The sequence below is a fragment of the Actinoplanes sp. TBRC 11911 genome, from assembly GCF_012933445.1.
Lineage (GTDB): Bacteria > Actinomycetota > Actinomycetes > Mycobacteriales > Micromonosporaceae > Actinoplanes.
This window is the reverse complement of sequence record NZ_JABBNC010000011.1, coordinates 64,522-78,744: the sequence shown is the minus strand read 5'-3', so window position 1 is coordinate 78,744 and position 14,223 is coordinate 64,522. Positions and strand designations below refer to the sequence as shown.

Annotated in this window: 13 protein-coding genes; 2 read left to right on the top strand and 11 right to left on the bottom strand. The window is 69.3% G+C overall.

Features of this window, described 5'->3' with window-relative positions; translation table 11 throughout:
- Window positions 1-3: 3 nt before the first annotated feature.
- The 9 genes from HH310_RS17550 to HH310_RS17510 form a co-directional block, all read right to left on the bottom strand.
- On the bottom strand, window positions 4-804 hold the full coding sequence (locus HH310_RS17550) for a 1-aminocyclopropane-1-carboxylate deaminase/D-cysteine desulfhydrase (RefSeq protein WP_169176640.1): 801 nt from the start codon (window positions 802-804) through the stop codon (window positions 4-6).
- A gap of 87 nt (window positions 805-891) precedes the next feature.
- Window positions 892-2,535 carry a monocarboxylate uptake permease MctP gene (gene mctP / locus HH310_RS17545; RefSeq protein ID WP_169176639.1) on the bottom strand — a complete coding sequence of 548 codons (1,644 nt, stop codon included), beginning with the start codon at window positions 2,533-2,535 and terminating at the stop codon, window positions 892-894.
- Window positions 2,536-2,539: 4 nt separating this feature from the next.
- Window positions 2,540-2,767 carry a DUF3311 domain-containing protein gene (locus HH310_RS17540; protein ID WP_169176638.1) on the bottom strand — a complete coding sequence of 76 codons (228 nt, stop codon included), beginning with the start codon at window positions 2,765-2,767 and terminating at the stop codon, window positions 2,540-2,542.
- A gap of 218 nt (window positions 2,768-2,985) precedes the next feature.
- Entirely contained in the window at window positions 2,986-4,263 is a 1,278-nt protein-coding gene (locus tag HH310_RS17535) for a glycoside hydrolase family 18 protein (protein WP_169176637.1), read from the bottom strand.
- A gap of 79 nt (window positions 4,264-4,342) precedes the next feature.
- Entirely contained in the window at window positions 4,343-5,449 is a 1,107-nt protein-coding gene (locus HH310_RS17530) for a bifunctional RNase H/acid phosphatase (protein WP_312034162.1), read from the bottom strand.
- On the bottom strand, window positions 5,446-6,180 hold the full coding sequence (locus tag HH310_RS17525; protein WP_169176635.1) for a zinc ribbon domain-containing protein: 735 nt from the start codon (window positions 6,178-6,180) through the stop codon (window positions 5,446-5,448). The genes HH310_RS17530 and HH310_RS17525 overlap by 4 nt, the downstream gene beginning before the upstream one ends.
- On the bottom strand, window positions 6,177-7,025 hold the full coding sequence (locus tag HH310_RS17520; RefSeq protein ID WP_169176634.1) for a Nif3-like dinuclear metal center hexameric protein: 849 nt from the start codon (window positions 7,023-7,025) through the stop codon (window positions 6,177-6,179). The genes HH310_RS17525 and HH310_RS17520 overlap by 4 nt, the downstream gene beginning before the upstream one ends.
- 21 nt (window positions 7,026-7,046) lie before the next feature.
- Window positions 7,047-7,631 carry a flavoprotein gene (locus tag HH310_RS17515; RefSeq protein WP_169176768.1) on the bottom strand — a complete coding sequence of 195 codons (585 nt, stop codon included), beginning with the start codon at window positions 7,629-7,631 and terminating at the stop codon, window positions 7,047-7,049.
- 34 nt (window positions 7,632-7,665) lie between these two features.
- Entirely contained in the window at window positions 7,666-8,892 is a 1,227-nt protein-coding gene (locus tag HH310_RS17510; RefSeq protein ID WP_169176633.1) for a helix-turn-helix domain-containing protein, read from the bottom strand.
- 268 nt (window positions 8,893-9,160) lie between these two features.
- Between HH310_RS17510 and HH310_RS17505 the strand changes: the two genes are divergently transcribed.
- The gene (locus HH310_RS17505) at window positions 9,161-9,775 is read left to right on the top strand and encodes a bifunctional DNA primase/polymerase (RefSeq protein WP_169176632.1); all 615 of its coding nucleotides are present in this window, start codon (window positions 9,161-9,163) and stop codon (window positions 9,773-9,775) included.
- A 2,035-nt stretch (window positions 9,776-11,810) separates the two neighbouring features.
- Here HH310_RS17505 and HH310_RS17500 read toward each other — a convergent pair.
- A complete protein-coding gene (locus HH310_RS17500) occupies window positions 11,811-12,338 on the bottom strand; it encodes a hypothetical protein (protein WP_211192255.1) in 528 nt (175 codons plus the stop codon).
- Window positions 12,339-12,566: 228 nt separating this feature from the next.
- Between HH310_RS17500 and HH310_RS17495 the strand changes: the two genes are divergently transcribed.
- On the top strand, window positions 12,567-13,433 hold the full coding sequence (locus HH310_RS17495) for a hypothetical protein (RefSeq protein WP_169176631.1): 867 nt from the start codon (window positions 12,567-12,569) through the stop codon (window positions 13,431-13,433).
- Here the strand turns inward: HH310_RS17495 and HH310_RS17490 are convergent.
- On the bottom strand, window positions 13,387-14,220 hold the full coding sequence (locus tag HH310_RS17490) for an NAD(P)/FAD-dependent oxidoreductase (RefSeq protein ID WP_169176630.1): 834 nt from the start codon (window positions 14,218-14,220) through the stop codon (window positions 13,387-13,389). The two genes, HH310_RS17495 and HH310_RS17490, sit on opposite strands and share 47 nt — an antisense overlap.
- Window positions 14,221-14,223: the final 3 nt, after the last annotated feature.

Here is a 14,223-nt window from a genome sequence, read left to right as displayed (position 1 = left end):
TACCTAGGCGAGCAGGGCCACGACCGTCCCGGTGATCTCGCGGCGCGCCGCCAGCTCGAACAGCCCGTACATCATCTTGGCCTCGTAGACGCGGTCGAGCACCACGTCGTGGCGTACCCGGAAATCGTCGAGAAAAGCATCGAGCGCCGGCGTACGGCGTGCGTAGCCACCGAAGTGGAATTCCGTCTCGATCGACCAGTTGCGGCTGGGCGCGCCTGCGCTTTCCTGCAGCCGGGCGACATCGTCGCGAAGGAATGCGCCACCCTTGAGGACGGAGAACCCGATCGCGCGTTGCCCCGGCCGCAGCGCGGACGCCACCCCGGCGAGCATCGTGCCCGTTCCGGCGGCACAACAGAAGACGTCGAAATCCTCGTCGATCTCGGCCGGGAGCTCGGCGCAGCCTCGCACCCCGTACGCGTTGGCCCCGCCCTCCGGAACGAGGTGGAAGTCGCCGAACTCGTCCCGCAGCGGCGCGACGTCCTTGGCACGGTATTCGCCGCGGGTGACGTACCTCAATGTCATGCCGTGTTGTGCCGCACTCGCCAGCACCGGTGTCGGACGTTCCTCACCGCGGATCACGCCGATCGTCGGGAAGCCCCGTTCGTGCCCGAGAAACGCCGTCGCCCGGATGTGATTCGACCAGGCGCCGCCGAACGTCAGAATGGGCCGCCCGCCGGCCGCGTCGAGATTGTGCTTGAGTTTGCGCCACTTGCCGCCGGGCAGCTCGGGATGGCGCAGATCGTCGCGCTGGAGCAGCAGCCGCACTCCCGCGGCGGCCAATCTGTCGTCGGCGATCTCCTGCACGCACCCATCATCGCAGGCCAAGCGAGGAGGGCGCCGTGCCTGGCGGGGCACGGCGCCCTCGTTATCGACCCGGGAGCGGGCCAAACCTCATGTCGACGAGACGGTCTGCACCGGCGTCGCGGATTTGTCGATGCGCGGGTCGCCCTCGTCGGCGAAGAAGTCGTCCGGCGTCGTGCCGTCCACCCCGTCGGGCGTCTTGAGCGCCCGCAGGAGCAGCGTCACGATCACGGCGACCAGCAGGTTCACGAGCACGGCCACGAACCCGACGTAGATGGTCTTCTTGGTGTCGAAGCCGAACTCGGAGAGCAGGAACGCCGACCCGCCGAAGTGGGCACGCCCGGTGGCCGCGTTCGGGATCTGCCAGAGCATCCAGAACGCCAGTGCCATGCCGGCCGCCCAGCCCGCGATGAGCCCGCCCCGGTGGAACCATCGCGTGTAGAGGCCGAGCGCCACCGACGGCGCCGTCTGCAGGATGATCACGCCGCCGATCAGCTGCAGGTCGATCGAGAACTGCGGGTCGAGGAACACGATGAACGCGACCGCACCGACCTTCACGACCAGCGACGCGATCTTCGAGACGCTCGCTTCCTGGGCCGGGGTCGCATCCTTACGAAGGTATTCCTTGTAGATGTTGCGGGTGAACAGGTTCGCCGCGGCGATCGACATGATCGCGGCCGGGACCAGCGCGCCGATGCCGATCGCGGCGAACGCGATGCCCGCGAACCAGGACGGGAACTGGATGTCGAACAGCAGCGGCACCACCGTGTTGCTGTCCAGGCTGCCCGGCTTGGCCCCGGGCAGCGGCTTCACCCCGGACGCGATCGCCACGTAGCCGAGCAGGGCCAGCAGGCCGAGCAGGAAGCTGTACGCGGGCAGCGCCGACATGTTCCGCTTGATCACGTTGCGGTTCTTGCTGGCCAGCACGCCGGTGACGCTGTGCGGGTAGAGGAACAGCGCCATCGCCGAGCCCAGCGCCAGCGTGATGTATTGCAGCTGGTTGTTGGCGTTCAGCAGGATCCCGTCGCCGGGATTGGTGGACGCGTCGAACTTGGCCTTGGCCGAGTCGAAGATGCTGCCCCAGCCGCCCAGCTTCGCCGGCAGGTAGATCACCGCCACGATGATCACCAGGTAGATCAGGATGTCTTTGACGAACGCGATCAGGGCGGGCGCGCGCAGACCCGACTGGTAGGTGTACGCGGCCAGGATCGCGAACGCGATGATGATCGGCGCGTGCCGGGCCAGCGTGCTGTCACCGGTCACGCCCATCGTCTTGAGCACCGCTTCGATGCCGACGAGCTGCAGGGCGATGTACGGCATGGTGGCCACGATGCCGGTGATCGCGATCAGCAGCGCGAGCGTCGGCGATCCGAACCGGGTCCGCACGAAGTCGGCCGGCGTCACGAACCCGTGCCGGTGCGACACCGACCAGAGCCGGATCAGGATCAGGAAGAACATCGGATAGATGATCACGGTGTACGGGACCGCGAAGAACCCGGCCGCGCCCGCTCCGAAGATCAGCGCCGGCACCGCGACGAACGTGTACGCCGTGTAGAGGTCGCCGCCGACGAGGAACCAGGTGATCCAGGCGCCGAAGCTGCGCCCGCCCAGCCCCCACTCGTCCAGGTGCGCCATGTCCTTCGGCGCGCGCCACCGGGCCGCGACGAAGCCCATCCCGCTGACCAGCAGGAACAGGAACGTGAAGATGATGATTTCGGTTACGTGGTCGCCCATGTCGTCACCGCTTCTTCGTCATCTGGTAGACGACGGTGGTGGTCGCCACGCCGACGAGGATGAACAGGAACTGCACCCAGTAGAACGCCGGGAAGCCCCAGAGCCGCGGCGAGTCGTGATTGAACAGCGGGGTCAGCAACGGCAGCACGATGGGCAGGAGCAACAGCCAGTTCCACGGACTGCGATCATGCCGGGCTGCGGGTACCGCCTCGGGAGATTCAGGCTCGGCCATCAGCCGACCTCCTCATCAGCGCGGATAAGGTCCACAGTCACGCTAACGATTGAGGCGCCGGAAAGTCGATCATCGTGCGCCGAACGGGCGCGGTCCTGCGCCGAACGGCAAACTTCGATATCCGGTACGGCGTGCGAAAAGTCCCCCAGGTTTTACGGCTACTCACCCGCGGCGTCCGGGCCGTCTCCGGCTTCCGGCCGGAGACGGCCCGTGCGCTTCTACCGCAGGCCCGTCGCGAGTGTCTTCGTCAGTGACGCGTTCGCGTCGTCGCCGTCGAGCGACCACATCATCGCGCCGCCGAGGCCCTTCGCCCGGATGTAGAGGGCCTTCGCCAGCATCTGGGCCGGGTCGTCATAGGTCCAGAACGTGGTGCCGTCGTACAGCCAGGCGTGCCCGGCCCGCAGATCACGGTAGACCTTGAACCCGGGCAGGTTCTTCACCGTCTTGTAGTCCTCGGTACCGTCCGCGAACACGCCGTGAGCCGGTCCCGTGGCCGGGCCGAACAGCCCGTTCCCGCCGCCGGTGACCCCGGTCCACCCTTGGCTGTAGTACGGCACGCCAAGCACGAGCTCCTTCTTGGGCGCTCCCGCCTTCACCCACGCATTTATCGCGTTATCCACGGAAAAGTCGGGGTTGTCCGGCGCACCCTTCGGCACGAACAGGGCCGACTGCTGGTTCGTCCGCAACTCCCACGAACCATGGAAGTCGTACCCCTGCACGGTCGCGAAGTCGAGGGACTTGAAGATCTTCGTACCCTCGAACCCGGCCGTGATCTTCGCGGGCGCCGCGGGCAGGAACGCGCTCAGGTCGTAGTGCTTGTGCGTGGACCGTCCCAGCGCGTCCAGCTGCTTGCGGAACTCCGCCGCCAGCAGCGTGAAGTTCTGCTTGTCCGCGGCCCGGATGACGTTGCCCGCGTTGCCGTCCGACCCCGGCCACTCCCAGTCGAGGTCGACCCCGTCGAAGATCCCGCCGGCCACCCCCGCGGGCAGATCCGGCAGGTTGCCCTTGAGCCAGAGATCCACACACGAGCTCACCAGCTTCTTGCGCGAGGCGTCGGTCAGCGCCGCGTCCGAGAAATACGCCGACCCGGTCCACCCGCCCAGCGAGATCAGCACCCGCAGCTTGGGGTTTTTCTTCTTGAGCTCGGCGAGCTGGTTGAGGTTCCCGGCGATCGGCTGCCCGGCGACGTCCGCGACGCCGTCGACACTGAGCTCCGCCGAGAACGGCGTCTGCCAGTCCGCCCACGGGTCCGCCGACGCGCACACGCCATCGGCCGTCACCGGCCCGAACGCGTAGTTGAGATGGGTGAGCTTCGCCGCCGCACCCGAGTTCTGCACCTTGCTGAGCTGGAAGTCGCGGCCGTAGATACCCCACTGCGTGAAGTAGCCGACCTTCAGATATGGCTTCGTGGTCGCCTGGGCGGCGACCGGAGCGACCGTCACACCGACCGCGGCCACGGCGGCGACGGCGATGAGACGGCGGGTGAACCCGCGCATGAGAGCCCTCCAGAATCAGGAAAGAAGGTTTCCTGATTCTGGAAGCTAAACGTATCGATGCATCCGGTCAATCAATCGGTCAGCGCAAATGTGCCGTCTCGTTGACCGACCGCACCGCGATGTTGCCGTCCGGCCACACATCCATCGTGGAGACGCCGGCCGCGTCCAGATACAGCCGGTGCAGGAAGGCATCGGACGCGGCCAGCGCGTCCTGCAGCGCCAGCTTGATCGGCGTGACGTGCGAAACCAGAACCACGACCCCGCCCGCGTACGCCTCCAGGGCCGTCCCCATCGCCCGCCGGACCCGCGCCGCCACCGCCCGGAAGGACTCGCCACCCGGCGGCGCGACATCGACCGATGCCAGCCACTCGGTCATCTCGGCGGGCCAGCGCTCGCGCACCTCGGCGAAGGTGAGCCCCTCCCACTCGCCGAAGTCGCACTCGATCAGGTCGTCCAGCACCGTCACCGGCAGGCCACCCACCTCGGCGGCGATCAGCTCGGCGGTCCGCACGCAGCGGCGCAGCGGCGAGCTCACCACCGCCGTCACGTCCCGCGAGATGCCCGCGACCCGGCCGCCCGCCGCCATCGCCTGCGCCTCGCCCTCGTCGGTGAGCGGCACGTCGCCACGCCCGGAATACCGGCCCGATCGCGTCATCGAGGTCTCGCCGTGGCGTACGAGAATGAATCTTGTCGCGTTGTCGAGCGAGGGCGGCGCCCAGGACGGCGCCGGAGCCGTGGACACGTCCTCGGCCACCGACACCTCGGGGGCGGCGACCGGCTTGCCCGCGGCCTCGTCCATCGCGCGGTTGGCCAGCGCGTCCGCGGCCTTGTTGCGCTCCCGCGGCACCCACTCGAAGGTGACCTGCTCGAACTGGCTGACCAGGCCGGCCGCCTCGGCGGCGAGCGTGCGCAGACCGGGATTCTTGATCTGCCAGCGGCCGGACATCTGCTCGACCACCAGCTTCGAGTCCATCCGGACGTCGACCTGGGTGGCGTTCAGCTCGCGCGCGGCCTTGAGCCCCTCGATCAGACCCGTGTACTCGGCGACGTTGTTGGTGGTCACGCCCAGCGAGGCGTACCGCTCGAGCAGCACCCCGCCGCCCGGCTCGCGCACCACGCTGCCGTACCCGGCCGGCCCCGGATTTCCCCGCGACCCGCCGTCCGCCTCGACGATGACCCGCGTCACAGGCCCGATTCCTTGGTACGCACCATGATCCGGCGGCATTCCTCGCAGCGGACCACGTCGTCCGGCGCCGCCGCCTTCACGCGAGCGAGGTCCGCGCCGTACAACTCGATGCGGCACCCGCCGCACCGGCCCGACTGGAACAACGCGGCACCCAGGCCGGACTCCAGCCGGATCTTGTCGTAGAGAGCAACCAGATCGGCGGGCAGATCCGCGGCGAGCGGCCCGCGCGATGCCTTCTTGAACTCCTCGTCCTTGTCGATGTCGGCGAGCGCCTCGTCGCGGCGGCTTTCGGCGGCGTCGCGCTTGTCGTTAGCGGTCGCCAGCCGGCCCTGGACGTCGCCGAGGGTGCCGGACGCGCTCTCCCGCTGCTCCATCAGCTCGAGCTCGGCGTCCTCGAGCTCGGACTGCCGGCGGTTCAGCGTGGTGAGCTCGTGCTGCAGGCCCTCGATCTCGCGGACCGCGCCGCCCGCGTCCAGGCGGGCCTGATCGCGTTCCTTGCGGGTGCGGACCTGCTCGATGTCCTTCTCGAACCGGGTGATGTCCCGATCGAGATCATCGACCACGACCTGCGCCCGGACCCGCTCGTCCTCCAGCGCGGAGATCTCCCGGGCCGCCGAGTCGATCTCGGCTAGCTCGGGCATCGTCCGCCTGCGGTGCGCGAGCTGGGCCAGGGCGGTGTCGACGGCCTGCAGGTCGAGCAGGCGGCGCTGGGCTTCCGGGGAGGCCTTCACAGTTGGGTCTCCTTCATCTCGGGCGCATGCCCGGTCCATGGATCGGTGTCCACATCAGACACCACGACGTCGGCACCGAACTCGTCGCGCAGCCAGGCCGCCACGTCATCGAGCCAGGGGCGCTCCGTCGCATAGTGCGCGACGTCGAGCAGGGCGGGACCGCCGTCGGCCAGATGCTCACTCACCGGGTGGTGGCGAAGATCAGCGCAAAGGTACGCGTCGACACCCGCCCGCGTCGCGTCTTTCAGGAACGAATCGCCCGCGCCGCCGCAGACCGCCAGCGTACGGATGGTCTGCTCGGGGTCGCCGGCGGACCGCACGCCGGCTCGGGTGACCGGCAGCCGGGTCGCCGCGAAGCCGGTCAGCTCACTCAGCGTCATCGGCTCGGGCAGCACCCCGATCCGGCCCAGGCCGCGGCCGTCGCCCGCCGCGGCGCCCTCGGCCGGGACCAAGGGACGCAGGTCACTCAGGTCGAGGAGCGCGGCGATCGCGTCGGACACCCCGGGGTTCGCCGTGTCGGCGTTGGTGTGCGCCACGTACAGCGCGACGTCGCCCTTGATCAGCCGATGGATGATCCGCCCCTTGTACGTGTCCGGGGCGATCGAGGAGACCGGCCGCAACAGCAGCGGGTGGTGGGCCACGACCAGGTCAGCACCGATTTTGAGCGCCTGGTCCACGGTTTCCGGCACGCAGTCGACCACCAACAGGATCCGGCGGACCGGGCGTTCGAAATCGCCGAGCACCAATCCCACCCGGTCCCAGGACTCGGCCCACTCCCGCGGATAACGCCGGTCGAGGGCGTCGACCACGTCGAGGACGGTGGGTGGTGCGGAAGCGTCGGTCACGGCCGACAACTCTATATGGGGCTACGACACCGCGTCCGGTTCGACTCGGCTGCTCATCGACACGGGATCGCTCACCGCCTGCAAGGCCCGCCGCCACGGGAACTGCGCACGGTGACGATCCGTCTGCCCCGGTTTGCCCAGGCTGCACACGTCCTCGCCGTAGAGCACGTGCACCCCCCAGTCCCGCAACCTCGCCAGGCTCTCGTGCAGCACGGGATGAAGAGCCATGACCTTGTTCGTGTACGGGACGACGGCGGTCGGTACGCCGTACCCGTACCCCTCGACCAGCAGGCCGAGGACCAGCGTGTCGGTGATCCCGGCGGCCCACTTGTTCACCGTGTTGACCGTGGCCGGCGCGACGATCATCGCGTCCGCCTGGGGCAGCATGTCCGGATCGCCGGGACCCTTGTAATAGGTGCGCACCGGGTGCCCGGTCTGCGCCTGCAGCGTGGGAACGTCGACGAACTTGCGTCCGTCGGGCGTCGTGATGACGCAGACCTCCCAGCCTTCCTGCTTGGCCATGCTCACCAGGACGCCGACGTCACGGGCGATGGGTGAACCGCAGACGAGGATGTAGAGCACACCTTGTGAGGGGTTGCCGTTCATCACGTGCAGACCCACCCCATAGGTGGACCGACCCTCATACGCCGACTCCCATCTGCTCGGCCAGCTCCGCGATCGGAGCCGGGGGCGCGCCCCGCGTGCGGCGGAGAACGTCGGAAAGAACCTCGTGGGCGAGCGGGCGGCAGCGGATCTCGGACGGGGCGAGCCGGTCGCCCTCCAGGAGCATCTCGCTCGCCTTCTCGATGTTGCCGATCTGGGTGTAACCACGGGCGATGTCCAGATAGTGATGGGCCCGGCGCTCCGGTAACAGCGCGTTGAACCCGACCTGGTCGATCCCCTCGTGCGTCTCCACCGCGGTGCGGCCGTCGCCCAGCTCGACCGCCGTCGCACAGCGGTGCAGCTGCACGTTGGTCGGGCCGAAGCTGGTCCAGTAGTGGTTGAAGTCGCCGCCGAGCTGCAGGGACGCCTGCTCGGCACCGCACAGCAGGTCACGCACCGTCGCCGAGTCGCCGATCCGGGCGGCCGCCATCGCACCGTTGAGCAACAGCATCCCGTACACGGAAAGCTGGTCCGCTCTGGTCCTGTCATGCCCCGGAGCGAGCCTGTTCGCGATGTTGACGTTGACCTCGAGCGACGGCCGGACCCGGCCCAGCGCCAGCAGCGCGCTGCCCACCCGATAGCTCGCCAGGCCCGCCAGCAGCTGGTCGCCGGCCCGCTGCGACACCGCGATCGACCGGTCCGCGGCCAGCCAGGACAGCTCGTGCTCGCCGACCTTGCGCAGCGCCGAGGAGGCGATCTGATAGACCTGCCCGAGCAGGTGCGCGGCCTGCGGCGCCTCTTCGCTGTTCGCGTGGGCGCTGTCGGTGGCCTGCGCGTCGCGCAACAGTTTCGGCAGCGTGCGCGCCAGTACGCCGTACTTGGCATGTTGGTAGGTCAGCCAGGCATGACTGACCGCCTTGCGCATCTCCAGCAGCGGCGGCGAGTGTGGCACCGGCTGGAAGAACGCGCTCATCTGGTCATAACGCTCCAGCGCCGCGCGAATCTCCTCGACCTCCACCTGGTCGATGCAGTTCTGCGTTTCGGGCCGGCGCTCGACGTCCTTGCCCAGCAGCAGCTGGGAGTCGACCTGCAGGACGTCGGCGATCTCGTAGACGACGGAGAACTTGTCGAGCCGGCGGACGCCCCGCTCCACCTTGTCGACCCAGCTCTTGGACTTTCCCAGCCGGTCCGCGAAGACCTGCTGGGACATCTTGCGTCGGCCGCGCCAATAGGCGACGCGGCGGCCGATCGGCAGCTCGTCCACGGTGCCTCCCCCGGCTCGCACGGCGACCGCCGCCGGCGAGCCCTTCTGTCATGTGCAGTTTGACCCCACCACGTCCGCGCACGTCGCACAGCGTGTGTGATCGTCTGCTCACCGATGCTCGTAGTTTTCTTTGCAAGTTGCAAAGGGGCGGATCTGCCGAAACAAACGAGGCGTGTCTCGCTTGGATACGGCACCTTCGGCTGATATAGCACGGCGCCACCTAGATCGGGGGTTATCAGTGTTGATACCGGCGTCTTTTGTCGACCAGATGGACCGGCTGCGCCTGCGGCGGGCCGCGTTGCGCTACGCCGCACACGGCTGGCCGGTAACCCCCGGAGCGTGGCTGACCGGCCACCGCTTCGTCTGCGGCCGCCCCGGCCGCCCCATCATGGCTTGCCACCCGGCGCTGGACTCCTGGGAGGACACCGCCTCGGTCTTCGCCCCCACGGTGCACGAGTGGTGGCGCTCCCACCCGCACACGGTCCTGCTGGCGACCGGCCGCACCTTCGACGCGCTGGAGGTCCCCGCGGCCCTGGGCGTCCGGGTCCTGGGCGGCGCCCGCTTGCGCTCGCTGGCCCTCGGCCCGGTGGCCGTGACCGCGGCCGGCCGCTGGACCTTCCTGGTGCGCCCCGGGGTGCCGTTGCGCCCCGAGCTGGACCGCCGCCTGGACATCGTCCGGCACGCGCTGGGCTCGTGGATCCCGGCGCCGCCGAGCCGCTTGCTGGAGGGTTTCGTGCGCTGGGCGGTGCGCCCCGAGCAGTGCGCCTGGCACCTGCCCGACCCAGCGACAATCCAGGCGCTGCTGACCGACGCGCTGGGCTCGGTACGCACCCCACCCCCCACGGTCCCCCGCCAGATGTCCACCTCCCGCCGAGCCGCCTGACCCCCCGCCCGACGACCGCGAGCCGCGTGACACGGGCCCAGGGTCTCCCGCCTGCTGTCCACCTCGCGTCTGTCCACCTTGCGTCCGAGCCGGCGATGCCCGCGAGCTTGATCGAGCCCCTTTCCCCGACCAAGCTCCTCGTCGACCACGGCGAGCAGACACGCCAGCCACCGCCCGACCGCCGAATCGTTGATGCACGTGACGGACGGTTCACAGGCATGGGCGGGGGCACGCATGTCGCATGAAAACGTAATCGCATCCTGGGTGACGGTCGAGTCACTCAATGGAGTGAAAGTGCGTGACCGCTGGGCAGGCACCCGCCCTACCGGCTCCCGCCCGGTCGGCTCCCGCCCACCAGGCTCCCGCCCCCCGATCACGCACCGCCACTCCCGCCGCTAGCCCGCCGCCAGCCCACCGCCGGCCCACCGCTAGCCCGCCGCCGGTCCACCGCTAGCCCGCCGCCGGCGCGCCGCTAGCCCGCCGCCAGCAAACCCCCGGCCCGCCGGCAGCCCACTGCGGGCCTGCCGCCAGCCCACCGCAGACACGCCGAATATCGCCGCTGACTGCTGTCGGCCGGATGTACCCGCCGCCACATGTCGCCGCTCGCGCCGCCCACCCACCGCTCCCACCACCGGCCCAGCTCGGCTTCCGCGCCGAATCCCCACCGCTCACGCCGATAAGCCTCCACATAGGCTGAAATTTCCGGTGCCCCGGGAGGTACTCGTCAAGCGAGTCCAGCCGAGCACCCGCGCCCGGGCGGCGTCCGGCGCCCCGACGTGGTCCTCAAGCGAGTCCAGCCGAGCACCCGCGCCGGGGCAGCGTGCGGCACCGCATCGGACGCCGAGATGATCAACGAGCCACACATTTCTCCGGGCCGACGCGCGCCTCCTCTACCGATCCCACTATGCGACGGTCCCGACCACATCGTGGACTTTCCTGAGACCTTGGAGACTTGCGCCCATATTTTGACCACAACTCTCCAAGGTCCACGAAACGTAGTCAAAAGCGGCCGAATATAAGACGTAAAAGGGTGTAAAACACTCTCTACTGTGGACCTGGATCTCACATTGCGGACCACACGCCACGATGTGGGCGCCAGTCCCGCACAGCGGACACAGGTCTCACATGACGAGACGGCGAGAATGGATCGGCGGCGGAGACGGCGTGGGCCGCGTTCACCTTGATCCCGCTGACCCGTAGAGATTCGTCCAGGTGCCGGCTACGCAAGGAGCCTGACAGCGAACACTCGCGCACAAGCGAGGAGTCGCGGGCTCAACCTGCTGCGCCCGCGCGGAGCCGGCACTCCCCGTTTACGGAAAGGATCGGCCGCCGCCCGCCCTCGCGCCCGCCCTCGCGCCCGGCGTTTCGCGCACGAGTGGCACGCCTCATTCTGTTCGGAGCGCACGGCGTTATGGCTCCGCGCGGGCTCAGCTCCTGCAACTCAGTCCGTGGCGGTGCTCCACAATTGAACGAGCCAGGGCGTGGCCGCGGGTCCAAGCGCAGGAGGCGCGGAAGCGGTGAGAACTACGTCAAGAGCGGAGGGTCGGCGATTGCGGGCGGCACTGTAGACCTGGAGAATCCTGCTGCAGGATCGCGCAGCCCCCATCGCGTACCTCGCCCCTAATGAGCGACAGCGAACTGCCTGACGATTGGTGGACGACCGAGGACGTGCTGACGTTCCTGGGGTCGGCCGGGGCACCGGTCACTCGGGCCACCTGGGCGGCTTATGTGTCCCGCGGCCAGGCTCCGGCAGCCGATCGCATGTTCGGTCGGGTCCCCTGTGTGGCGGCCGGTTGCCGTCCGCGAATGGCAGGCGTCGCGGCTGCGGCGCGGCTCTGTGGAGAACTGACCGGGGCGTCGAGATCCAACCCGATCACCGCGACCGGTGCCGGCGCGACCGGCACACTGCGTGGCCTCCTTCCTAAGCGTTGCCCGATGGGGACCGGAACGGCCGGCGAGCCGAACTCACGCTCGATGCCTGGTGGCTTGGAGCCACGGGGCGGGCCGGATGGCGTCGGGCCCGCCCCGTTGCGCGTTACTCGTCGTCTGTCTCCTCGGTGGGGGGAGTTGTGTCTTCCGGTGAGTCGTCGGTGGGGGGCGGGCGCCACCGGCCGCCCGGGGCCAGCTCGCCCAGATACTCCAGGCGGGCTCGGATGCCGCCGTTGCTGCGGCCGAACTCGTCCATCAGCTCGCGTGGGCGGGCGCCGGCGCGGTAGCGGGCGATCAGGCGGTCGTCGTCCTCGGGCGTCCAGCGGGCGCCCTGGTTGGGGTAGCGGCCGCGGCGGTCGGGCGGGGGCGCCGCCCGGACCGAGAACGGCGGCTGCGTCATCGCTATCAAGCCGGCCAGCGTGGATGTGAGCACGTCGGTCAAGGGGGTCAGGTCGGACGGTGCGATGCCGCCGCTGATCTCGCTCACCACCTGGCCGTCGCCGTCGCTGCTGACGATGCAGAGCTCGATGCGGTGGTCGTCGGTGGGGAAGGCGGTCACCTGGTAGTCGATCTCGCCCAGCACCAGGCGGCGGTCGAGTGTGATGGGTGAGGTCTGGAGGGGGGTGTCGTTCATGCCGGAAGAGTAGGGCTACCCCCTGACAGTTTTCGGGGCCTGGGCGAGGTGATCAGCGGAGCCGGCCCATGCGGGGAAGCCGGGCCGCGGAAAACCTCAACCCGGCGCACCGATCACCGATTGCTTGTGGCACCGGCGGGGAGTTCCCGGCGGTGGGCGGGCCCCGGTCGGATTCCCCTCGGCGATCGGGCCCGCCCAGCCGGAAGCTGGTGGTGACAGGAGACCCGGGTGCCCACGGAACTGCACATCGGCATCGACCGGGAAAAAATCATCGTCACCCCGTACGCGGTCCGGCCCCGCACCGGCCGGATTCGCCGGCACCGCAGCGGCTCGTTGATCGAGGCGCTGCCGATCCCGCCGAGCGGGCGTAGTCGCGAGGACCGCGTCACGTTCGCCGCCCGCCTCGCTCTCCCATTGATCTTCGCCAGCGCCGTTCTGTACGCCGCCGGCGTCCCGTGGTGGCTGTCCGCGATGGCGTCGGCCGTCACCGTCGGTACGGTTTGGCGCCGTCAGGCCCGCGCCGCCCAGTTCGGCGTCCTGGAAGCGCCCGCCGACGCGCGCGTACTGACGCGGGAACGCGCCACCTTCGAGCGCGCGCTCGTCACCGCCCGTCGCATCCGCCGCACTTGGCCCGCACTCTCCGGCATGATCGATCCGGTAACCGCCGGCGACGCTCTCACGGGCGCTCTCGACGATCTGGCCACCGTTCTGGCGCGCCGACAGGAGATCTTGCGGTTGCGGGACGGGCTTGCGGGCGTACGGGAAGATGGTGTCCCGGCCGGCAGCCCCGCCAAGCTGGCCCTCGACGACCAGCGTGACCGAGTCGAGTTGTTGTGGCGCGAGAGCGCCGAGCAGGCCGAACGCATCATGGACGCGATCGAGGCGACGGCCCGGGCCGGGGAGGCGTTTCTGCGCGAGCGGCACCTCGGCGACACCGTGCGGCGGGCCGAGTTGATGCTGACCTCGCTGAGTGCCGGCGCCCCACCGGCCGGGAGTGGCAGCGAGCTGGCCGAACAGACAAATGCCGTTATCAGCGCATATCGGGATCTTACGGCGCTGCCGGCGTCGGCTCCTCCGGCAGCAGATCAAAGTTGATCATCGCGCCGGCGGTCAACCCCGCCGCGGCCGACGTGATCACCTGAGCCATCGGCTCCGCGACATTCCCGGCAACCCAGACACCCGGAACAGCCGTACGCCCACTCGGATCCACCACCGGGACATAAGTTCCCATAGCGCCCTCGACAACCACCAACCCGAGATCCTCAAGGAACCCGGCCCGGGCCGCCAGCCTCGTCGCCACGACCAGATAGTCCCTGGCCACCCACGAGCCGTCGCGCATCCGCACGCCGCCGTCCTCCACCCGGGCGATCTCCTCGACGGGCAGCAGCCGCACGTCCGGGCTCCACTGCTTCCACAACCGCACCTGCTCGGCCGCCCGGTCCGACCCGATCACGCCGATCGCCTTGCCCCGCGCCTCATAACCGTGGCAATACGGACAATGCAGCACCGTCGTACCCCAGCGTGCAGCCAGCCCCGGCACCTCCGGAAGCTGATCAACCAGCCCACTGGTCACCAGAAGGCGCCGCCCGCGATATTCGCCGCCATCGGTCACGACCCGGAAGTCATCCACTTTCCCATCGACCGACACCACTTCGCTGTCGACGAATTCGGCACCATATCGCTCCGCCTCCGCACGCCCCACCGCCCGGAACTCGGCCGGCTTCATACCGTCGCGAGTAAGGAAGTTGTGGATGCCCGCGGCCGGCGCATTGCGCGGCGCCCCCGAGTCAATCACCAGCACCGAGCGCAGCGCCCGCCCGAGCGCCACCGCTCCACTGAGCCCGGCCGGTCCGCCGCCGATCACCACCACGTCATAGGTCATGCT